Raw genomic sequence first — 20,988 nt, forward strand, 5'->3', positions numbered from 1 at the left:
CTCATCTCAGCCTCTGGTTTTCTTATCCTCTAAGCAACAAAAATATGCCGTTTGGTATATACCAACCTACCTATATCTATAGACGATTTATGGAAAAAGTCCGCGCATAATGCAAACCATCGTGATTGAGCAAGTTTTAACAGATTGCCATCACACTGACTAACAGATAGGAGAACAAACATGCGTAACGTTATTTCTGCAATGGCTTTAGTAAGTGGTTTTATTGTTGCTGCCCCAGTAGTGGCGGTTGAACAAAATGGTGGGATTGAAAAAGTACAAACTGCGCAACATTTTTTGAGCAAGCGTCCATATGCTCAACCAGTGGTTGCCAAAGCTGACGGTGAGCAACCCTGGGTAGGCGCGACACTGGTGGTGGATGGTAACAGCGGACGTGCGAACGTTCATGAAGTGCAAAAACTGCACATGCTTGGTAAACGCGCTTTTTAATCCAGGGCATAGGGTCGACGTGAACAAGTGAAGCGCCCCAAATGCTTTAGGACAAATTTAGGAGATTACAAATGAAAAAATTATTTTTAACCATATTGGCTTTAGGCTTTGTGGCGCAAGTAAATGCAGCTGACTTACCGGATAACGAGCAAAGTGTAGGCCAGTCACATCACAATCACTTTATCGGGAAACGTCCCTACAACAAAATTCTTGATAAACCAGCCAAGGGGGCTGATCAAGCCTGGGAAGGCACTGGTTTAGTGGCTGAGGACCCGGAACAAGCTGAAAAAAAATTGATGAAACATAACCAACATCAAATGAATTTTACGGGTAAACGCCCATATCTTGCACCACATAACCCTGATTAACGCCTGATTTACCAAACGATTTTAAATCTCTCTCTGATACCCGCCTGTTTTTTTGGGCGGGTTTTTTTGTTCCTTCGCACGCTAGAAAAATCAAGCGGCTGGGTAATACCCACGATTTGGCAAGGGCATTGAGGGTGGCCTTACTCCACTTTTCATCGCGACTCAAAGGTGGGTTTGTTTGCTGAAAATTGGGAAAGTAGCTTAGCGTTTGAAGAGAGTGGGTTGAGGATAGTTAGAGCGTATTTGGTATTGTGACGCGTGGGCAACTAGTTGCGCACCCTACTATACTTACATTTTTAACCGATGACACTGACAGAAAACACACTTTAGGAAAGTACGCATGAAATCGCTATCTCTCTTGTTCAGCTCTTTACTCTTTGCAACTTGGATACCTGCAGCGCATGCCGCTGAGGCATTTATTGGGCAGTTTCTTTACAAATATGATGGCGGAAGCATTTACCGGGTGGAGGTCAAAGACCCGCAACTCATGACATGGACCTGCGTAGAAGGGTCAGAGAAAGGTGCCAGCGGCAAGGAGCACCCTGATCGCTTTAAAATAGCCGATAAGATTTACTTTGCTAGCTGGGTTGAGAAAACTGGAATCACCGTCACTCAGGTAGTCAACCTGAACACCATGAAGGTGTATTCGACCATTATTGATGGCAAGGAACGCTATGTGATTTCAGGGGCTATCGTACGCGAGAAGTGAGATTTACCTGCATGGCGAACGATGATGTCCATTCGCCATGCAACCCTGTAGGGTGGCCTAACTCCACTTTTCATCGTGCCGTGAAGTTGGGGATTTATAGTGAGCGCCGGGGAAGCGGGTGAAGTCCAGATAGTGAATTTGGGGATAGTTAGAGCGTAACGGGTATTGTGACGCGAGGGCAACTAGTTGCCCTACTACTCTCTTGGGTAAGGTAAATGGGGAGAGTCGGGGTGGTCTATCATAAAGGCTACGCACTTATTATTTTAGTTGCAAAAGTGACTCCAAAACATCAATTTGACATCATTTTTTTATAGTGATAGCATTTTTATGTTTTTATCATGGAGTGCATATGTATGTCTGTTGTCACTGTCAGAAATTTACCCGAGGAAACACACCGCGCACTCAAGGCGCGGGCGGCCCAGAACCATCGCAGTACCGAAGCGGAAATACGTTTTATTTTAGAAAATGCAGTGAGGCCTAAGCATAGAGTCCTGCTTGGTACATTGTTAACGGAAATTGGTCGTGAGGTTGATGGCGTGGATATTGAGATTGGGCGAGACCAAACAGCCTCAGAGCCTATGGATTTTGAATGATTTTATTAGATACCAATGTCATTTCTGAGCCGTTAAAAGCCACAGGCGACCCCAAAATAGCCGATTGGATCAATGCACAAAACATTGAAACTTTGTACCTCTCTACCATCGGCATCGCTGAACTGCGTTTTGGGATTGCAGTGTTACCAGCGGGTAAGCGAAAAGAGGTGTTACATGCCAGCCTTGAGCAACGCGTGTTACCTTTATTTGAAGGTCGTATTTTGTCATTTGATCTCGTAGCATCCCAGGCTTATGCCACGTTGCGGGCTAAAGCGCGTGCGGCTGGTCAAGTGATCGCGCCCGCAGATGGTTACATAGCCGCGATTGCGATGACACATGAGCTGACCGTTGCGACTAGAGACACACAACCTTTTATCGCGGCAGGATTGAGCGTGATTAATCCGTTTGATCTGTAATAAAAGCGCTTTGCATCAAGCTTTAAAAATAGATTTTTCTAAACAGAAAAAAGGCGCAATGATGGATGTTGCGCCTTTTTGTTCAGAGCGTTAGTTTAAAACACCCGCAATTGCGTCGGTTTCAAATACACCGTCTCGCCCTGCTTAAAACTCAACTGATTAAACTGCTCCCGACCCAGCTCCACATCGACATATTGCTCATTGTCTGCACGTTTGATCTCCAGACGCACCAGTGAGCCCACAGAGTGCACATAGGTGAGCGCACCGGCGATACTTTGCGCGTCTGCTTCTCGGCTAACGGCAATCTCATATGGACGCACAAAGCCTTTGCCTTGCGGGGTTTCAAAGGCGTTTACATTGCCTAAAAACTCATACACAAACGGCGTGGCGGGTTGGTCATACACCGCTTGCGGTGACCCGACCTGCTCAACCTGACCGTGATTCATGACGACGATGGTGTCGGCGACTTCGAGGGCTTCTTCCTGGTCATGCGTGACGAATACGCTGGTCACATGCAGTTCGTCATGCAGACGGCGCAACCAGCGGCGCAGGTCTTTACGCACTTTGGCGTCTAGCGCGCCAAATGGCTCGTCCAGCAACAGTACTTTTGGCTCGACGGCCAAGGCACGTGCCAAGGCAATTCGTTGGCGCTGGCCGCCAGACAATTGCGGTGGATAGCGGTCAGCCAGCCAGTCGAGTTGTACCAGCTTGAGCAAGTCATGCACGCGTTTTTTGATCTCGGCTTCTGACGGGCGCGTTTCTTTGGGGCGCACGCGCAGGCCAAAGGCGACGTTTTCAAACACGGTCATATGGCGGAACAGCGCATAATGCTGGAACACAAAACCAACCTGGCGCTCGCGCACATCACGGTGGGTGGTGTCTACGCCATCAAACAGCACCTGACCGCTGTCTGGGGTCTCCAGGCCAGCGATAATGCGTAACAGCGTGGTTTTGCCGCAGCCTGAAGGCCCAAGCAAGGCCACCAGCTCGCCTGAGGGGACTTGCAGATTGATATCGCGCAGGGCACTAAATTGGCCAAACCCTTTATTGATCTGTTGTATGGTAATGCTCATCTTAAGCCGTCACTTCCTTTTCAATCGCGGCGGCATCTCGGGATGCCTGCCATTCAACATAGGTTTTCAAAATCAGGGTTACCAGGGCCAGCAGCGTCAATAATGAAGCCACTGCAAAGGCCGCAGCGTAGTTATATTCGTTATACAAAATCTCGACATGCAAAGGCATGGTGTTGGTGAGGCCGCGGATATGGCCGGAGACCACAGACACGGCGCCAAACTCGCCCATGGCCCGTGCGTTGGTCAGGATCACGCCGTAAATCAGGCCCCACTTCACATTGGGCAGGGTCACATGCCACAGCATTTTCCAGCCAGAAGCGCCCAGCACCAGTGCAGCCTCTTCCTCTTCTTTGCCTTGCGCCTGCATGAGCGGGATCAACTCGCGCGCCACAAACGGGAAGGTCACAAAAATGGTCGCCAGCACAATGCCGGGCACGGCAAACACCACTTTCAGATCGTGATCGATCAACCATTCGCCAAACCAGCCTTGCAGGCCAAAAATCAGCACAAAGATCAACCCGGCGATCACCGGCGAGACCGCAAACGGCAGGTCAATCAGGGTGATCAAAAAGCTTTTGCCTTTAAAGTCAAACTTGGTAATTGCCCAGGCGGCGGCCACGCCAAATACCAGATTCAGAGGCACCGAGATCAACGAGGCGATCAGAGTCAGCTTCATCGCGGACAAGGCATCAGCTTCGGTGATCGCAGCCAGGTAGACGTCCCAGCCTTTGCGCAAAGCCTCGGTAAAAACGGCCGCCAGCGGCACCAGCAAAAACAGCCCTAAAAACGTCAGTGCCAGGCCAATCAAGCCCCAGCGAACCCAGGTGGGTTCAGAGGTGGCGCGTTTGTAGGCCACTTTGCCCTGATATTGTTGAAATTGTGTGGTTTGCATCATCCTACCTATGGTTTATCAAAATATACGCAACGCTATGCTTTCAGCGGCTACCGATTATTTAGCGCCATGGCGGTGACTGCTCCACCATTGCAGCAAGTTGATCAACAGCAGCAACACAAACGAAATCACCAGCATCACAACGGCAATGGCCGTGGCGCCTGCATAATCATATTGTTCAAGTTTGGTGATGATCATAAGCGGCGTAATCTCGGAAATCATCGGCATATTGCCGGCGATAAAGATGACCGACCCATACTCACCTACCGCGCGGGCAAATGCCAGCGAGAAACCGGTAAGTAGCGCCGGCCAGATGGCGGGCAGAATAATTTTGTAAAAAGTTTGCCAGCGGTTGGCGCCCAAGCTGGCCGCGGCTTCTTCGGCCTCGGCACTAAAGTCTTCGAGCACCGGTTGTACGGTACGCACCACAAACGGCAAGCCAATAAAGGTGAGCGCCACCACCACGCCGAGTGGGGTAAACGCGACTTTAATGCCATGTGGCTCCAGCCAATGGCCTAACCAGCCATTCGGCGCATAAATCGCGGTGAGTGAAATCCCGGCCACCGCCGTCGGCAAGGCAAACGGCAAGTCGACCAGTGCATCGAACACTTTTTTGCCAAAAAACTGATACCTGACAAAGACCCAGGCAGTGAGCAGGCCAAATACCAGATTAATCAGCGCTGCAATCAATGAGGCGCCAAAGGTTAGTTTATAGGTAGCAACCACGCGCGGCGTAGTGACCACCGCCCAAAACTCATGCCAGCTGAGCTCGGTGGTGCGCAGAAAAACAGCGGCTAAAGGGATGAGAACGATTAGGCTTAGGTAGACCAGCGTGTAGCCGAGTGACAAGCCAAAGCCGGGGAGTAAATGTTTCTTTTTTTGTGATGCCATGGTGTATGGTGATCCGTTAAACAGGCGCTAATATAGCTGCATTCTTTTAAATCATTAAAGAATGAATAATCATTAATTTATAAGCGCCTGTTATATAAAGCGTGATGGATTAGGCAACTTTTGGCGTGCGGTGCTGGTATTGGTCATTAATGACCTTGGCCACCACCGGTGCGGCCAGCAAGTTGCCCTGCAACACGGTCGCCCCGGCTGAGATCGCAATATCCAGTTGCTGCTGGGTTTCAATGCCCAAAATCACCGGCGTGCTGCCCAGATCCTGCACGCTGGATACCAGCCCCTTGAGTGCCTTGGCCAAGCCCGGTTGTTGCGCGGCCTGCTGAATCACAGAGACATCAAACTTGATAAAATCATGCTGCACACTCCACAAGCGATATAACTTGCTTTGGTGGCCGCCGACATGATCAAACGCAATCTGGTAGCCCAAGGCGCGGTAGTTCTCCACGGCAGCGATCAGGTGCTTGTCCTGCTCGATCAGAGACTCGTTGATCTCGAGCACAACGCGATGCGTAGGCACCGAATACTTATGCAGGATCTGCTCAAACACCTTGCCGTGAGCGCTGACCTCGAGGAGTAATTTCGGATGCACGTTTAAAAACAGCAAGCCGTTTTCCTGGTGGATGGCCCGGTAATTAAGCACGTGCTGCGAGCGGCATACGCGGTCAAACTGCACCAGCTTGCCGGACTGCTCGGCATAGGTAAACGCAAACTCGGGTGTGCTGCCCAGGGTGCCAAACAATGAGGGGCGAATCAGGGCTTCATAGCCATAAATATCCCCTTGTTTGGCATCGTAGATCGGCTGAAAAGCGGTTTTAAGATGAACACCGATAAAGGTGCTTTCATACTCGCCCGAGCTGGCCTCCAGCAGACCAAGCTCTTCCAGGTCCAGCGCAAGCACCTGTTTGAGTTCGGCACGCAATTGCACAATGTGCTCCGGCTCTGGGGATAACGGTTTTTGTGTCATCATGACTCCTTTCTGCGTTTAAGCATGCGCTAGGCAATGATTTTTAAACGCTATTTTTGATAAATCTGGTCGAAGATGCCGCCATCACTAAAATGCGTGTTTTCGGCTTCGTTCCAGCTGCCAAACACCTGTTTGACCGTAAATGTATTGAGCTTTTTAAAGCTGGGTTGCGCCACCTCAGCCACTTGCGGGCGCAAGTAATGTTTGGCAGCCAAAGCCTGACCCGCAGGTGAAAAGTGATACTCAAGATAGGCTTGTGCCAGCTTGCGCGTGCCTTTTCTATCCACCACCTTGTCTACAAGCGCCACCGGGTTCTCTGCCAGCACGGTCACGGACGGGTACACCAGCTCAAACTTGTCTTCCCCCAGCTCTTTTTGCAGCAGATAGGCCTCGTTTTCAAACGTCACCAGCACATCGCCAATCTCGCGCTGGGCAAACGTGGTAGTGGCGCCGCGGCCACCGGTATCCAGCACCGGCACATGTTTAAACACCTGGGTCACAAATTGGCGCGCCTTGCTGGCATCGCCGCCTTTTTGCGTGATATAGCCCCAGGCGCCCAGATAGCTATACTTGCCGTTACCCGAGGTTTTAGGGTTAGGAATCACCGCCGCCACACCGGGTCTGATCAGGTCGTCCCAGTCTTTAATCTGTTTGGGATTGCCTTTGCGGACCAGAAACACTGTGGGTGAAGCGCTGGGCACGCTGTTATTGGGTAATCTGCTCTGCCAGTTTGCCGGGATCAATTTGGCTTTTTGCGCCAGAATATCAATATCGGCGCTACGGTTCATGGTAATCACATCCGCAGGCAAGCCATCCACAACCGCACGCGCCTGCTTGGTCGAGCCGCCGTGTGACTGGTTAATGGTCACCAATTCACCGGTCTTTTCTTTCCAGTACTGGACAAAAGCCGGGTTGAATTCTTTATAAAACTCGCGGGTCACATCGTAAGAAACATTCAGCAATTCAGCAGCCTGCACAGGTGCTTGTAGCAGCGCAGCCCAGACCAGCAAGTGACGGATAAAAGACGACATAAACAACTCCCTGAACTTGATAGGGAGGCACTATAGCGGGAGTTTTATATTTTTAAAAAGAATAAAATATAATATATTTATAATATTAAAGAATATAAAACTGAAGATGATAAAAAACGCCAGTGCAAGCACTGGCGTTTTGATCGCTGGTCCGCAGCAAAGCCCAAAGCGAGAAACAGCGAGCAATTTAAGCGGCTGACACACTGAGCCCGTGCTCGTCAAATATGCCGTCAAACAGCACGGAGCTCAAATAGCGCTCGCCGGAATCCGGCAAAATCACCACGATATTTTTACCCGCATGCTCAGGCAGAGCCGCATACCTGACCGCTACCGCGACCGCCGCCCCGCAGGAAATGCCGGCCAGAATGCCCTCCTCGCGTGCCAGTCTTCTGGCGAATGCAATCGCTTCTTCATTGGTCACTTGTGCAATGTCATCCACCAGACTTAAATCCAGGATATCCGGCACAAAGCCTGCGCCTATGCCTTGAATTTTGTGCGGTGCCGGCGCGAGTGCTTGCCCTGCCCTAAACTGCGTCAACACCGGACTGGCGGCCGGCTCTACCGCAACAGAGAGAATGTTCTTATGCTGCGTCTGTTTGAAATAGCGGGAAACGCCGGTAATGGTGCCGCCGGTGCCCACCCCTGAAACCAGAATATCCACCTCGCCATTGGTATCGCGCCAGATTTCGGAGCCTGTGGTTTGTTCATGAATGGCCGGATTGGCCGGATTTTTGAACTGTTGCAACAACACATAACGTGCTGGATCCGCGGCGGCAATTTCTTCTGCCTTGGCCACGGCGCCTTTCATGCCTTTGGCGCCCTCGGTCAGTACCAGCTTGGCACCATAAGCAATCAGCAATTTGCGCCGCTCCAGGCTCATGGTTTCCGGCATGGTTAAAGTAATGGGGATACCCCGTGCCGCAGCCACAAAGGCCAGCGCGATGCCGGTATTGCCGCTGGTTGGCTCCACAATTTCTTTACCGGGGCCCAGCAAGCCTTTTTGTTCGGCATCCCAGATCATGGCCGCACCGATGCGGCACTTGACAGAATAGGCCGGGTTACGGCCTTCTATTTTGGCAAAAATGGTGGCCTGACCAGGGGCGGTCAGGCGGTTCAGGCGCACTAAGGGCGTATTGCCGATGGAATGTGCATTGTCATTAAACCAGTGTGACATAAAGCGCTCTTCAAATAAAAACAGTGACTGTAGTTTAAAAAGCGCTGAAATAAATTAAAAATAACATTTTGTTGGATAAATATATTTAATAGTTATAACCCTACCTTTTCGGTTATTTTAAAACTGCTTTAAATAACAAATACTGATAATAAAATAATAAATGATTCTAGGCTTTACCCTGTTCAATCACGAAAGAGTGTTTTATAGTGAGCAAAGATTCATGCTGACCAGACAACTGGAAGCCAGTGACCCGCCAGGGCCACTGGCTTTTTTTTCGCCTGTTGTCAGCAATCGCGTACTTACCATGACAAGGAATCCACGATGCAAGAAATTGCCATCGAGCACATCGTGCAACAACTGGCGGGCATCCGCGAACATGCATTGCAACAACGCCAGCGCTTGACGCAACCACCCAAGCTGCCTTCACGTAAAGTGCTGGCCAAGTGCGTGGAAGGCCTGGCTGCGGCGCTGTTCCCCAACCGGCTGGGTGATTCAGACATTCAGCCACATGCCATTAACTTTTATGTGGGGACCACGCTGGATAAAGCTCTGCGTGAATTGCAGCAACAAATCCGTCTTGAGCTTGCGTTTAAGGCGCCGGGGACCGCCGCCAGCCAGTTCAATGCACAATCACATGCCCTCACGCAAACCTTTGCCGAGCAATTGCCTGCGATTCGCCAGCAGCTGGATACCGATCTTGAAGCCGCTTATCAAGGCGATCCGGCGGCGGACAGCGTGGATGAAATTCTGGTCAGCTATCCCGGCATTCTGGCGCTGATTCATTACCGGCTGGCGCATGTTTTACACGGATTGGGTTTGACCATTTCTGCGCGCCTGATCACTGAAATCGCCCATTCGCAAACCGGCATTGATATTCATCCTGGCGCCCGTATCGGTGATTACTTTTTTATTGATCATGGCACCGGCGTGGTCATAGGTGAGACGGCGATTATTGGTAACCACGTCCGCCTTTACCAGGCGGTGACACTGGGTGCAAAAAACTTTCCCAAAGATGCCAATGGCCATCTGGTGAAGAAATTTGAACGCCACCCCATTCTGGAGGATTACGTGGTGGTGTATGCCGGGGCCACCATTCTGGGCCGCATTACCATAGGAAAACATTCGATTATTGGCGGCAATGTCTGGGTTACACGCAGCGTGCCTGCCAACAGTCACCTCACACAAGCGCATTCGGATGCCAAACCGATTCCGGCTGCCGCTTGATTTTTAACTATTGCAACCTATTCATAGTTGCACTTTAAGGAGACCTTATGTCAGAACAACCTTTTCAGAGCGCTTTGGGCGATGTCGCCGCCCGCACGCTTGCCAATGCCACCAAATCGGTGCCCATGCTCAGCACCATCAGCCCGCGCTGGCTGGTGCATTTGCTCAACTGGGTACCCGTTGAAGCCGGTATTTACCGTGTCAACAAGGCCAAAGACCCCAACGCCATTACTGTCGACTGCTCCAACAAAGATGAAAAAGAGCTGCCAGCAACCTTTGTCGATTATGAAGAGTGGGGCCGTGAATATGTGCTAAACGCGGTGAATACCGTGGTCGATGTGCATACCCGCGTGTCTGACCTGTATAGCAGCCCGCACAACCAGATCAAAGAGCAACTGCGCCTGACTATTGAAGTAGTCAAAGAGCGCCAGGAAAGCGAACTGATCAACAACAAAGAGTACGGCCTGCTCAACAATGTGGCCAAATCACAAACCATCAAAACCCGTAATGGTTACCCAACACCGGATGACCTGGATGAGCTGCTGACCAAAGTCTGGAAAGAACCTGCGTTTTTCCTGGCGCACCCGAAAGCAATTGCCGCCTTTGGCCGTGAGTGCACCCGCCGTGGCGTGCCACCCCCAACCGTTTCCTTATTCGGCTCACAGTTCTTGACCTGGCGTGGCGTTCCGCTGATTCCTAGCGACAAACTGCCTATCGTCAACGGCAAATCCAAAATCTTGCTGCTGCGTGTAGGCGAGAGCAAGCAAGGCGTGATCGGCTTGTATCAACCGAACTTGCCAGGCCAGCAAACCATGGGCCTGTCAGTACGTTTTATGGGCATTAACCATAAAGCAATTGCGTCTTACCTGGTCTCGCTGTATTGCTCACTGGCCGTGCTGACCGAAGACGCGATTGCCGTCCTGGAAGATGTCGGAGTTGATCATTACTATGACTACAAGTAATTCATTCGGCCTGACTTTAACTGATGGCGCCAGTTTTGAGCCTGAGGCCATCTTGGCCTCATTGCCGGGTGAGCATCCCAAGATGACTGCTGCGGCGGGTGTAGGACGCGAACTGGAAAACACAGGTGTGCTGGATACCGCCACGCTGACGCAACTGGTCAACGATCTCTACGCTGAAGGGTTTCCGGCGACGGCACCGTTTGCGGCAGCAGACCTGGCGCAATCGTTGGCGGCTTCGCATGCCCCACAGCCATCTGTCCCGCCTACAGACTCATTGACTACCAAGCTGGTCAATGTGGGTGGCACAGGTGGTGTGGCCTCACCGAGTTATGCGCAAACGCAGGCGCAACCCGTCACCCAGCAGGCGCAAGCGCAGCAGCTCACGTATGTGCCTGGCATTGAAGCCTTGGGTAGCGACCCGTTACATAACCATCCGGCCCACCTGAATGTATTGCAGCCCGAGGCTGCTTTTCTGACCCCTGGCTCATTTGCCGGGACGGGCATTGAGATTCCTTACCAGCAGGAGCTGGATCGCTGGCTGGGGGCGGGTGCAATACAGTCCCCACCGTCTGCGGCCTCCTCCCAAACTGCGGCTAAACCGCCGGTAGCCGGCGCGCAATCGTTTTACTTTTTGCAGGCCGAACCCGGGTTGACGGGCAGCCTGCCGGCTTCTGCGCATCCGGCATTTGATGTGCATGCGGTACGGCGTGACTTTCCCATCCTCAATGAGCGGGTGAATGGCCGCCAGTTGGTCTGGTTTGACAATGCGGCGACCACGCAAAAACCACAAGTTGTCATTGACCGCGTGAGTTATTTCTACCAGCACGAAAACTCGAATATTCACCGTGCCGCCCATGCGCTGGCCGCGCGCGCGACGGATGCGTATGAAGAAGCGCGCGAAACCGTGCGTCGTTTTATCAATGCGCCCTCGGTGAATCAGGTCATTTTTGTACGCGGGACCACGGAAGCGATTAACCTGGTCGCAAAAACCTGGGGCAAAAAACATCTGGAGCAAGGCGATGAAATTGTGGTCTCACATCTGGAACATCACGCCAATATCGTCCCCTGGCAACAATTGTGTCAGGAAACGGGGGCGGTGCTGAAAGTGATTCCGGTGGATGACAGTGGCCAGATTCTGCTGGAGGAATACCAGAAACTGCTGACGGCAAAAACCAAGCTGGTGTCATTTACCCAGGTATCAAATGCGTTGGGGACGGTCACGCCTGCTCAGGAAATGATTGCAATGGCTCACAGGGCGGGCGCAAAAGTGCTACTGGATGGCGCGCAATCGGTGTCACACATGCGGACCGATGTACAAACGCTGGATGCTGACTTTTTTGTGTTCTCCGGGCACAAAATCTTTGGCCCCACCGGCATTGGTGCCTTGTATGGCAAAGCGGACGTGCTGCAAGACATGCCTGCCTGGCAAGGCGGCGGCAACATGATCCAAGATGTCACCTTTGAAAAAACGGTGTATCACGCGGCCCCGGCCAAATTTGAAGCAGGCACGGGTAATATCGCCGATGCGGTAGGATTAGGTGCCGCCTTGCAGTATGTGGAACGGCTAGGCATCGAAAATATCGCCGCCTATGAGCATGCCCTGCTGGAGTATGCCACGGCAGCCATGTGCCAGATCCCCAATCTGCGCCTGATCGGGACGGCCAAACATAAGGCCAGTGTACTGTCTTTTGCACTCAAGGGCTATCAAAGCGAAGAGGTAGGCGCAGCGCTCAATGAAGAAGGCATTGCCGTGCGTTCTGGCCATCATTGTGCACAGCCGATTTTGCGTCGCTTTGGTTTTGAAACCACCGTACGGCCTTCACTGGCGTTTTACAACACTTATGATGAAATCGACCGCATGATTGCGGTGTTACAACGCTTGGCGTCCTATCACGCCTAGTCTAGCCGCGTAACATAGCTCATCCCCTGCCCGTGCAGCGTGCGCGTTGCCAAGGCAGGGGATTCTTTTTTGTTGCCCGCCAAGATTGTGACATTCGCGGCAAGCCTCTGTAGAATCGCAATGCACAGCTCGCTGTGAGTGTGATTTCCATAACCAGACGCCAGGTAACCGATGAAATTTGATCCGCGCAACAACAAATTTACCGCCATCTTCACCCGCGAAATGCTGGAAGCCACGCTCCCCTCCTTCCTGCTCATTTGCCTGGCGCTGTTTTTTGCTTACAAATTCATAGACCCTGCGCCCCCACGCAATATTGTGATTGCCACCGGCGAAGCGGACCTCAATTACAATGCGTTTGCCGCGATTTATGGCGTCTATCTTAAAAAAGAAGGCATTCATCTGCAGATACGCAAAACGGCAGGGGATGATGAAAACCTGCGTTTGCTCAAGGACCCTGACTCCAACGTAGATATTGCATTCATTCAAGATGGCATGGCGCATAGTGAAGGCGCAGGCTCACTGTTGTCATTGGGCAGCCTGTACTACCAGCCGGTGTGGATTTTTTGCCGCGGCAAAACCGAAACCACCCATTTATCGGCCCTCAAAGGCAAACGCATCGGCGTCGGCTATCCAGGCAGCGGCAGTCATTTTCTGGCAAGTACGCTGTTGACTGAAAGTGGCATCAATGCCAGCAACAGCACCTTGGTCACCATAGGTGCCGAAGAAGCAGTGGCGGCCCTGCAGTCAGGCAAGCTCGATGCCGCTTTTTTTGTGGATGTTGCCAACTCAAGCCTGGTCCGCGAGCTCATTGCAGACAAGCATCTGACCATGGTAAGTATGGACACCGCTGAAGCCTTTTCACGCAAGTTTGCGTTTATGCATCACCTGGTGCTGCCAGAAGGCGCCATGGACCTGGCGCGCAATATTCCCAGCCACGATGTGCATCTGGTGGCGCCAACCGCGACGCTGGTGATCAAGGACAGCATGCATCCGGCGCTGATTTACCTGATGATGAAAGTGATTGCCGAAGTGCATGGTGGCCCAAGCATGTTTAACGGCAAGGGAGAATTCCCTTCTGCCAAGGATACGGATTTTCCGATCAGCACGCAGGCGCTGAATTTCTACAAATCCGGCCTGCCGATTATTGATAAATACCTGCCATTTTGGGCAGCCACCTTTGTTAATCGCACGCTGATTGTGATTTTGCCTTTGTTGGCGTTGCTGATCCCGCTCACCAAAATTATCCCGATGGTGTATGTGTGGCTCGTCAAGCGCAAACTGTTCCGTTATTACGGCGAGCTACGCTTTCTGGATACCCAGCTGCAAGAAATCAAATCGGCTGAAGATGTCCGTCAGTGCCTGGATAAACTCAATGAAATTGAAACCAAGGTGGTCAACGTCAAGCTACCGGTGCCTTTTTCACAATATGCTTACGAGTTGCGTGCGCATATTGAGCTGGTTCGCTCCAAACTCAATCAGCGCACGTTTTAGGCACAAGCCTTAAACGCACAAAGCTCAGGTAAGGTCTGCCCGATTGCGCATCCAGTCTTGCAAGGCCTGTGCGGTCATCGGCTTGGCATATAAAAAGCCCTGCACAAAATCACAGCCCAGCGCCTTCAGATAATCTGCCTGGGCTTCGGTTTCCACCCCCTCGGCCACAATCTGGTAATGCAGGTTTTTGCCCAACACCACAATGGCACTGATCACCGCCTCTGAGCGCTCTTTGCCCGGAATGTCATTCACAAAAGACCTATCCACTTTCAGGTAATCCCCCGGAATATCACGCAAATAAGCCAAGCAGGAATAGCCGGTGCCAAAGTCATCAATCGCCAGTTTAATGCCGTGCTGTTTGAGTTTCTGCAGGCGCTCGTTGCCCGTGCAGTCGGCATGAATAAACGCACTCTCGGTCAGCTCGATTACCAGGCGCTCAGGCGCCAGGCCAGTCTCTTGCAGTACCAACAACACATATTCGGCAAAACAGGGAGTATTTAACTGCAAGGGGGAGACGTTGACCGAGACCTTGGCCCGACTCAATTCACCGGTAGTCCAGGAGGCCGCTTGTGCACACGCGGCTTTGAGTACCCAGGCACCCATGGGCACAATCAGCCCGGTCAACTCGGCCACACCGATAAACTGATTCGGCGACACGACCCCACGCTCGGGATGTTGCCAGCGAATCAAGGCTTCAACGCCCACCAGTTTACCGGTCACAAAATCCAGCTGCGGTTGATACACCAGATAAAACGCTTCTTGCGCAATCGCAGCCTCCAGTTCACTGGCAAAAGCCAGGTCTTCTGGGGGCAACACCTGCTCATGCATCACCCCTTTGTGATAATAGGTCAAAGTCATCACAATGATGATTAAAATCAGTGCAGCAGTGACAATGACGGGCGTCAGGCGAAGATCGTTATCAAAAAAAACACCCACCCCTCCCAAAACAATCGCGCATGTAATCAAGATGCAGACGATCCATCTCAGATGCTTGCCAGTGTCATCCAGCAACAACAGGTAACTCATGGGGGTAGCGGTGATCTGCCTTGCCAGCAAGGCCGCCGCACACAGCGAGCCACCAATGGTGGTCAACAGTGAGAGCTGACCGTAAGCGTGCGGAATATGATAGGCCCAGGCCAGCAAGCCGGTGACCGGCATCAAAACGGCAATACTCAGCAAGACCTGACTGGCGCGATTGAAATGGCGATGATGCAACACCGCTGCCAGCAACACCAACAAGGCCATGCCCAGATCAAAAACCATCTTATCGTGCTGGTCAGTGAACAATGTAGAGAGCGTCGCCCAGCCGTTGTTGAATGTGACGACGCTGCTTCTGACATAAAGTTGGCACAGAAAACCGGCAGCGACAATCAGGATCAGGCCACCAATCACGCGCTTTTGATGCCAAGTCTGGTACACCACCCCTAGGCTGGCGAGCATGAAAATCAGGTATGCACTGCTTTGCAGTAAAAACAGGCTTAGCGCAGGGTGTGTTGGCAAAAACGGTAGTCCCCACAACACAGTGACAATACTGACAATTGCCAGCCAAGGAGCAAACTTTTGCACCGTTCTTAAAAACCGGTGCCGCATGTATAACTGCTGTGTTGAAGTTGCGTGATGACGCTCAGTAGACCAGTCAATACTGGAAACTGACATAGTGCTCCCCCTAATCTTGATCTATTCTGATCCTGTGCGGGCACAGGCCATGTCATTCACTATAGGCGAAACGAATGGATACCAAAGTAAAATAAAATGGCACATTTCTACTCTTTATATCAAATTAATTGGTACTCATGAGTGATTCGCTATAAAACAGATAGTTTTTATAGCAGAATGGAAGCAAGCTAAACGAGGGAAAAAGTCCTGACCATGGGAGGTCAAGTCATGATCAGTCAATGCAAATCAGGCGAGCGTTTCAGGTTGTGCCACAGAGACCCATTGTGGCAGCGCATCGGCTTCAAGGGGTTTGGCATACAAAAAGCCTTGCACAATATCGCAGCCGATTGACTTGAGGAAATCAGCCTGTGCCTGGGTTTCTACCCCTTCGGCAATAATGCGGTAATCCAAGCTTTTGCCCAGGCTAACGATCGCCTGAATCACGGCTTCTGCTTTATTGTGACCAGGCAGCTCCATCACGAATGAACGGTCTACCTTGAGATAATCGCCCGGAATATCACGCAAATAAGAGAGGCAGGAATAGCCAGTCCCAAAATCATCAATGGCCAGTTTGATGCCTGCTTCTTTGAGCTGATGCATCAGACGCGCATTCTCACCGTCATCCTGTACAAAAGAGCTTTCGGTCAACTCAATCACCAGCCGTTCTGGCGCGAGCCCGGTGTCTTGCAGAATCTGCATGATCTCTTCTACCAAAGTGCCAGACTTAAGTTGCAATGCAGAGACGTTGACAGACACCTCTATCTTGCCCAGCACCGGATGATCCTTCCACTGAGCGGCCTGTGCACAGGCCGTTTGCATGATCCATTTGCCCAAAGGCACAATCAACCCGGTCAACTCAGCCACCCGAATGAATTTCTCCGGGGAAATAATGCCTTTTTCAGGATGGCGCCAGCGAACCAAGGCTTCCACCCCTTTCAGTTTGCCCGTCTTAAAATCGACCTGCGGCTGATACATCATAAAAAACTGCTGATTATCCAGCGCGGTCTCGACCTGGCTAGCGAAATCCATATCGGTTGCGGGCAGTACCTTTTCGCTGACCTGCCCCTGGTGATAATAAGTCACCGACAGGGTATAAATGATGGCGATCAAGGAAACCAGCACCACGAGGGGCAAGCCGCGCATATTGTCACCAAACATCACACCGGCCCTGGCCAGCAAAATGGCGCAGATACTTAACAACAAGATACTGGAGCGAATCTGTTTACCGGTATCGTCCATCAGCAACAGGTAACTCATGGGCGGATGCGATGCCTGCTTGGCCAGCAAGCCAAACGCACAGAGCATGCCGCTCAATGTGGTCAGCGGTGACATCACACCATAAGGATTAGCAATGCCGCAAAGCAGCCCTAGCAACGGAATCAAAGGAATCATGACCGCAATACACAGCATGCCCTGACTGGCAGCAACATAATGATGCCGCTGGAAAAGATAGGAGACTGCAATCAGACAGGCCAACACACCACCGGCAATAAACTCCCAACTATTGGAAGGCGCATGCAGGCCGGTTTGGCCTGAGGCACGCAAGATGCTGGCGGTATCGTTAAAATCGGCGGCGTAAGGTGACAGTTGCACCACGAACAAACTGATGGTCACCAGCGACATGGTCAACATGGCCAGGTTGTTGCGGCCATTTTCGAGCAGCAGATTGTAGCTGACCAAAATAAAGGTCAGGTAAGTCAACAATTGCGCGAGCCAGATATTGTTATCTACATCCAGCAAATAATGAGGAAAACCTAACAAGCCGCACACCATGCTGGTCATCGCCAGAAAATGCGTATTGTCTTGCACCTTTCGGACAAGACGATGCCGCATAAACTGCCGCTGTGTGGTGTTTTCGTTGAGTGGCGCTGCCAGCTCGCCAATCCCGTTCTGACTCATTATCAACCCTTAAAAACCTTGACGACTCAATGTTGCGCACATGTTAAAAAACATGTGTGAGCAATGTCATTAAACCTTAAAACTTACCTGTTTTAACGGTCAATAAAGGGGATATATTTAGAGCAGATTTAAAATAAGCTGGTCTCGCCGGTCGCAATCACCACGCACGAATCAAGCCGCTTCTAATACACGCTGCATGCCATCCGCACTGTTACGGGTATAAACGACTTTGAGTCCGCGCTTATGTGCGACATGCTTGATGCGGTACATCATGGAATGATTGAGCCAGCCGGTGACCAGCACAATCACGTTGACGTTAACAGGTAACTCGCGCTTGACGTCGCCGGGTTTTCTGCCCGTCCAGTGATCAATTTTATCAATCCCCTGCGCGTGCAACACCTGTTTGATGCCCTCTATACGGTCACCACCAATGACTAATGCTTTTGACATGAAACATTCTCCTGTTGTAGAGAAAGAAAAAGGCATTGGGTAAATGCCTTTTTCTAAAATGAACTGCTGAATTTCAATGCTTACTTCTGGTAAATCTCGTCGAATACACCACCATCGGCAAAGTGTGTTTTCTGCGCCTTTTGCCAACCACCAAACGCTTCGTCAATCTTGATCAAATTGACTTTAGGAAACTGTTTTTCATATTTTTTGGCCACAGATTCCAGCGTCGGACGATAGTAGTTTTTGGCTGCAATTTCCTGGCCCTCTTCACTGTACAAGTATTCCAGATACGCTTTGGATACCGCTTCAGTGCCATGACGCTTGGCATTCTTGTCGACAACAGTCACCGGTGGCTCAGCCAGAATAGACAGTGAAGGCACGACCAGATCAAACTTATCCGGCCCCAGCTCCTTGAGCGCGAGGAAAGCCTCGTTTTCCCAAGCCAGCAACACGTCGCCAATACCACGCTCCACAAAGGTGGTGGTTGCGCCACGCGCACCGCTATCTAACACCGGCACGTTTTTAAACAGTTTTTTCAAAAACTCTTTGGCTTTAGCCTCGTCGTTATTGTTTTGCTTGAGCGCATAACCGTAGGCCGCCAGGTAGTTCCAACGCGCCCCGCCAGAAGTTTTGGGGTTAGGGGTAATCACCGAGGTGCCTGGTTTCACCAAGTCACTCCAGTCCTTGATGTTTTTCGGGTTGCCTTTACGCACCAGAAACACAATAGTCGAGGTATAAGGCGAACTGTTGTGCGGCAGACGTTTCTGCCAGTCCGGGCCAAACAAGCGGCCTTTGCTGCCAATCTCGTCAATGTCATAAGACAAGGCCAGCGTCACCACATCGGCCTGCAGGCCATCAATGACGGAACGTGCCTGCTTGCCAGAGCCCCCATGTGACTGCTTGACGATGACGTTATCACCCGTCTTGGCTTTCCAATATTTGGCAAAGGCTTCGTTGTAGTCTTGATACAACTCACGCGTCGGGTCGTAAGACACATTGAGCAGATTCACATCGGCCGCCCAAACAGCCAACGGGGCAACTAAGGTCGCGACGACAAAAAGCTGCTTAATTTTTTGATGAAGTTTCATGTATATCCTTTAAGCTAGAAGCCCAGCAGGGTCAATTCTGTGTAGAAAAAGTCTGAGCTCAGTGAGCGCGTAGGGTCATTGTTGTTTGAAGCAATCTTGATTGCATCTTTGACAAAATCACCGGCCCAGAAGTGTGCGTAGCCTAAATTGAGTGAGGCGTACTGATTCAAGGGGAAGCGAATTCTCAAATCAACCTCCTTACCCAAATCTGTCCCAGAGCGACCACTGACATCTTGTAAGTTACTCCCAGCAGACCAGCTGGCGGTTGCATCATCCAATCGATACCAGCTAAAGCCTGTATCAACCTTTACATTCTCCAAAAATGGGACTTTAGGATCGAACTCTGCCCGCACTTTGGTCGCACGAATATTGTTCATTTGAATGTAGTCATTGTTAGACCAGGGACGGGCAAAACCAAACAAGCGATCAAAGCCCTGATTGTCAGAGGTGTCTCTGGAACTACTACCGCCAGAAACATGATCACCAGTCGCTACACCGTAAGAGGCACTAAAACGGGGTTTCCAAAGATGTTTGTTAAAGGTATACCCGACCTCAGCGTTGTAGGCATAAGCATCTTGATCAACAGTAATATACCGGCCATTAGCTAAAGAGAGTGATTGCGCGCTGCTCGTCACAAAGCGTTGTACATGCCCCCACTGCTTGTTATAGCTCACATCAAAGTCCCACTGTGTGCCAGGCAAGATGCCGAAAACGCGAATACCGCCCGTACTAATTTCGCGATCCACTTGTGCCTGTGCCTGTCTTACCGCGTTATACCAGGCACGATTAGCGTACTCCACACCATTGCCGTCATACTTGACCCTGCTACCATCCTGCTTCAAGTAAAAGTAGTATGGCTGAATGGTGACGTACTCAGACCAGCCACGCCAATCACCTACCAAGCCATAAAAGTGCTGGGCATGATCAACTTGATCTAATTGATTAGCAAACCGTTGTACCGGTTGCACTGCGAAGGCTTCCAGTTGCCAGTCATTTTTCTTTTCACCGATATTGGCGCGTATACCCTGGAATGAGTTCGTCGTGTTACGCCACTCGTTGCGCGCAATCAGACGACGATCCAGATCTTCCCAGGCCAAGCGGCCACCGCGCACCCAAAATGGACGGCTATTGCCTAAATCATCTTTGCCAAAAATGCTCTCTTTAAAATAGAGCTCCAAGTAGCCTTGGATGAAGTCCGCATGGTCGATATCTTTGGGGTCATTAGAAATTCGCGGGTCGCTAAAACCGTTGTAATCGCTGTGATTCCGGCGGGAGTCCTGCACCTCCACTGCAAAACGGAAAGGATCCAGGATATTCTTCAAGCCCAGGTAAGCCCGTGTACGCAACAAAATAGGTTCATCAATGTTTTCTTGTGCACGACGGAAGTCATTTTGGCGGCTTTCAAAACGCGCACGATGTTCAAAGCCGATATCCAGCCAATCCACATCAGCGAAGGAATCATAATCCTTAAGCCAGGTTTTATTCAGCTGCCTGACATAGCGAGGTGGCTCGGTTTCTTTTTGTGTGCCATAGCTGCGACGTTCAACGTAATAACCATTTGCAGCTTTGGCAGCGGCCTTTTCCTCAGCTTTAATCTCTGCAAGGCGTGCCTTGATCTTTTTCTGCTGCTCAGTATCCTCTACTTGTGTCTCTGCAAGCGGTGCCTCTTCTGCCAAGGCCACGCCACTACCCAACCACCACAAGCTTGCGGTCGCCAGTGCGAGACTCATTTTTTTTAATTGCAT

At 51.1% G+C, this 20,988-nt stretch carries 20 protein-coding genes; 9 read left to right on the plus strand and 11 right to left on the minus strand.

Annotated features, from left to right (window positions below; all coding sequences use genetic code 11):
• Nucleotides 1–180: 180 nt before the first annotated feature.
• The 5 genes from INP77_RS02085 (at nt 181) to INP77_RS02105 (ending at nt 2,533) form a co-directional block, all read left to right on the plus strand.
• The gene (locus tag INP77_RS02085; protein WP_194747037.1) at nt 181–447 is read left to right on the plus strand and encodes a hypothetical protein; all 267 of its coding nucleotides are present in this window, start codon (nt 181–183) and stop codon (nt 445–447) included.
• A 71-nt stretch (nt 448–518) separates the two neighbouring features.
• Complete coding sequence (locus INP77_RS02090) at nt 519–815, plus strand: hypothetical protein (protein WP_194747038.1); 297 nt, start codon at nt 519–521, stop codon at nt 813–815.
• Between the two features lie 340 nt (nt 816–1,155).
• Nucleotides 1,156–1,524 (plus strand): MoaF C-terminal domain-containing protein, encoded by a 369-nt coding sequence (locus tag INP77_RS02095; RefSeq protein ID WP_194747039.1) that lies wholly within the window; start codon nt 1,156–1,158, stop codon nt 1,522–1,524.
• A gap of 353 nt (nt 1,525–1,877) precedes the next feature.
• Nucleotides 1,878–2,117: a plasmid stability protein gene (locus tag INP77_RS02100; RefSeq protein ID WP_194747040.1), complete on the plus strand. Its 240-nt coding sequence runs from the start codon at nt 1,878–1,880 to the stop codon at nt 2,115–2,117.
• On the plus strand, nt 2,114–2,533 hold the full coding sequence (locus INP77_RS02105; protein WP_194747041.1) for a type II toxin-antitoxin system VapC family toxin: 420 nt from the start codon (nt 2,114–2,116) through the stop codon (nt 2,531–2,533). The genes INP77_RS02100 and INP77_RS02105 overlap by 4 nt, the downstream gene beginning before the upstream one ends.
• 95 nt (nt 2,534–2,628) lie before the next feature.
• Here the strand turns inward: INP77_RS02105 and INP77_RS02110 are convergent, their stop codons facing one another.
• The 6 genes from INP77_RS02110 to cysK form a co-directional block, all read right to left on the minus strand.
• Entirely contained in the window at nt 2,629–3,606 is a 978-nt protein-coding gene (locus INP77_RS02110) for a sulfate/molybdate ABC transporter ATP-binding protein (protein WP_194747042.1), read from the minus strand.
• Nucleotide 3,607: 1 nt separating this feature from the next.
• Complete coding sequence (gene cysW, locus INP77_RS02115; protein ID WP_194747043.1) at nt 3,608–4,498, minus strand: sulfate ABC transporter permease subunit CysW; 891 nt, start codon at nt 4,496–4,498, stop codon at nt 3,608–3,610.
• A gap of 57 nt (nt 4,499–4,555) precedes the next feature.
• Nucleotides 4,556–5,389, minus strand: a complete 834-nt coding sequence (gene cysT / locus INP77_RS02120; protein WP_194747044.1) for a sulfate ABC transporter permease subunit CysT — start codon at nt 5,387–5,389, stop codon at nt 4,556–4,558.
• Between the two features lie 109 nt (nt 5,390–5,498).
• The gene (locus INP77_RS02125) at nt 5,499–6,368 is read right to left on the minus strand and encodes an EAL domain-containing protein (protein WP_194747516.1); all 870 of its coding nucleotides are present in this window, start codon (nt 6,366–6,368) and stop codon (nt 5,499–5,501) included.
• Nucleotides 6,369–6,418: 50 nt separating this feature from the next.
• Nucleotides 6,419–7,399 carry a sulfate ABC transporter substrate-binding protein gene (locus INP77_RS02130; RefSeq protein WP_194747045.1) on the minus strand — a complete coding sequence of 327 codons (981 nt, stop codon included), beginning with the start codon at nt 7,397–7,399 and terminating at the stop codon, nt 6,419–6,421.
• Nucleotides 7,400–7,586: 187 nt separating this feature from the next.
• Nucleotides 7,587–8,573, minus strand: coding sequence for a cysteine synthase A (gene cysK, locus INP77_RS02135; RefSeq protein ID WP_194747046.1), 987 nt, complete (start codon nt 8,571–8,573; stop codon nt 7,587–7,589).
• Between the two features lie 321 nt (nt 8,574–8,894).
• Between cysK and epsC the strand changes: the two genes are divergently transcribed.
• The 4 genes from epsC to INP77_RS02155 all read left to right on the plus strand — a co-directional run bounded on the left by epsC (nt 8,895) and on the right by INP77_RS02155 (nt 14,150).
• Nucleotides 8,895–9,797, plus strand: a complete 903-nt coding sequence (gene epsC, locus INP77_RS02140; protein WP_194747047.1) for a serine O-acetyltransferase EpsC — start codon at nt 8,895–8,897, stop codon at nt 9,795–9,797.
• A 47-nt stretch (nt 9,798–9,844) separates the two neighbouring features.
• Nucleotides 9,845–10,759, plus strand: coding sequence for a family 2A encapsulin nanocompartment shell protein (locus tag INP77_RS02145; protein WP_194747048.1), 915 nt, complete (start codon nt 9,845–9,847; stop codon nt 10,757–10,759).
• The gene (locus INP77_RS02150; RefSeq protein ID WP_194747049.1) at nt 10,746–12,659 is read left to right on the plus strand and encodes a family 2A encapsulin nanocompartment cargo protein cysteine desulfurase; all 1,914 of its coding nucleotides are present in this window, start codon (nt 10,746–10,748) and stop codon (nt 12,657–12,659) included. The genes INP77_RS02145 and INP77_RS02150 overlap by 14 nt, the downstream gene beginning before the upstream one ends.
• 171 nt (nt 12,660–12,830) lie before the next feature.
• A complete protein-coding gene (locus INP77_RS02155; RefSeq protein ID WP_194747050.1) occupies nt 12,831–14,150 on the plus strand; it encodes a TAXI family TRAP transporter solute-binding subunit in 1,320 nt (439 codons plus the stop codon).
• Between the two features lie 24 nt (nt 14,151–14,174).
• Here the strand turns inward: INP77_RS02155 and INP77_RS02160 are convergent, their stop codons facing one another.
• From INP77_RS02160 to INP77_RS02180, 5 genes are all read right to left on the minus strand, one after another.
• The gene (locus INP77_RS02160) at nt 14,175–15,806 is read right to left on the minus strand and encodes an EAL domain-containing protein (RefSeq protein WP_228518648.1); all 1,632 of its coding nucleotides are present in this window, start codon (nt 15,804–15,806) and stop codon (nt 14,175–14,177) included.
• 246 nt (nt 15,807–16,052) lie between these two features.
• Entirely contained in the window at nt 16,053–17,705 is a 1,653-nt protein-coding gene (locus INP77_RS02165; RefSeq protein WP_194747051.1) for a bifunctional diguanylate cyclase/phosphodiesterase, read from the minus strand.
• Nucleotides 17,706–17,876: 171 nt separating this feature from the next.
• Nucleotides 17,877–18,155: a DUF2325 domain-containing protein gene (locus INP77_RS02170; protein ID WP_194747052.1), complete on the minus strand. Its 279-nt coding sequence runs from the start codon at nt 18,153–18,155 to the stop codon at nt 17,877–17,879.
• 80 nt (nt 18,156–18,235) lie between these two features.
• A complete protein-coding gene (locus INP77_RS02175; RefSeq protein WP_194747053.1) occupies nt 18,236–19,243 on the minus strand; it encodes a sulfate ABC transporter substrate-binding protein in 1,008 nt (335 codons plus the stop codon).
• A gap of 14 nt (nt 19,244–19,257) precedes the next feature.
• Nucleotides 19,258–20,988, minus strand: a complete 1,731-nt coding sequence (locus INP77_RS02180) for an alginate export family protein (RefSeq protein WP_194747054.1) — start codon at nt 20,986–20,988, stop codon at nt 19,258–19,260.

The organism is Methylophilus sp. 13, from assembly GCF_015354335.1.
Classification (GTDB): domain Bacteria; phylum Pseudomonadota; class Gammaproteobacteria; order Burkholderiales; family Methylophilaceae; genus Methylophilus; species Methylophilus glucosoxydans.

What these genes read in the sequence shown, in the direction of transcription:
- INP77_RS02100 (WP_194747040.1), top strand. Translation starts at nt 1,878, where the DNA reads ATGTCTGTTGTCACTGTCAGAAATTTACCCGAGGAAACACACCGCGCA.
- cysW (WP_194747043.1), bottom strand. Translation starts at nt 4,498, where the DNA reads ATGCAAACCACACAATTTCAACAATATCAGGGCAAAGTGGCCTACAAA.
- INP77_RS02090 (WP_194747038.1), top strand. Translation starts at nt 519, where the DNA reads ATGAAAAAATTATTTTTAACCATATTGGCTTTAGGCTTTGTGGCGCAA.
- INP77_RS02175 (WP_194747053.1), bottom strand. Translation starts at nt 19,243, where the DNA reads ATGAAACTTCATCAAAAAATTAAGCAGCTTTTTGTCGTCGCGACCTTA.
- INP77_RS02145 (WP_194747048.1), top strand. Translation starts at nt 9,845, where the DNA reads ATGTCAGAACAACCTTTTCAGAGCGCTTTGGGCGATGTCGCCGCCCGC.
- INP77_RS02160 (WP_228518648.1), bottom strand. Translation starts at nt 15,806, where the DNA reads ATGTCAGTTTCCAGTATTGACTGGTCTACTGAGCGTCATCACGCAACT.
- INP77_RS02170 (WP_194747052.1), bottom strand. Translation starts at nt 18,155, where the DNA reads ATGTCAAAAGCATTAGTCATTGGTGGTGACCGTATAGAGGGCATCAAA.
- epsC (WP_194747047.1), top strand. Translation starts at nt 8,895, where the DNA reads ATGCAAGAAATTGCCATCGAGCACATCGTGCAACAACTGGCGGGCATC.
- INP77_RS02125 (WP_194747516.1), bottom strand. Translation starts at nt 6,368, where the DNA reads ATGACACAAAAACCGTTATCCCCAGAGCCGGAGCACATTGTGCAATTG.
- INP77_RS02105 (WP_194747041.1), top strand. Translation starts at nt 2,114, where the DNA reads ATGATTTTATTAGATACCAATGTCATTTCTGAGCCGTTAAAAGCCACA.
- INP77_RS02085 (WP_194747037.1), top strand. Translation starts at nt 181, where the DNA reads ATGCGTAACGTTATTTCTGCAATGGCTTTAGTAAGTGGTTTTATTGTT.
- INP77_RS02150 (WP_194747049.1), top strand. Translation starts at nt 10,746, where the DNA reads ATGACTACAAGTAATTCATTCGGCCTGACTTTAACTGATGGCGCCAGT.
- INP77_RS02155 (WP_194747050.1), top strand. Translation starts at nt 12,831, where the DNA reads ATGAAATTTGATCCGCGCAACAACAAATTTACCGCCATCTTCACCCGC.
- cysT (WP_194747044.1), bottom strand. Translation starts at nt 5,389, where the DNA reads ATGGCATCACAAAAAAAGAAACATTTACTCCCCGGCTTTGGCTTGTCA.
- INP77_RS02130 (WP_194747045.1), bottom strand. Translation starts at nt 7,399, where the DNA reads ATGTCGTCTTTTATCCGTCACTTGCTGGTCTGGGCTGCGCTGCTACAA.
- INP77_RS02110 (WP_194747042.1), bottom strand. Translation starts at nt 3,606, where the DNA reads ATGAGCATTACCATACAACAGATCAATAAAGGGTTTGGCCAATTTAGT.
- cysK (WP_194747046.1), bottom strand. Translation starts at nt 8,573, where the DNA reads ATGTCACACTGGTTTAATGACAATGCACATTCCATCGGCAATACGCCC.
- INP77_RS02095 (WP_194747039.1), top strand. Translation starts at nt 1,156, where the DNA reads ATGAAATCGCTATCTCTCTTGTTCAGCTCTTTACTCTTTGCAACTTGG.
- INP77_RS02165 (WP_194747051.1), bottom strand. Translation starts at nt 17,705, where the DNA reads ATGAGTCAGAACGGGATTGGCGAGCTGGCAGCGCCACTCAACGAAAAC.
- INP77_RS02180 (WP_194747054.1), bottom strand. Translation starts at nt 20,988, where the DNA reads ATGCAATTAAAAAAAATGAGTCTCGCACTGGCGACCGCAAGCTTGTGG.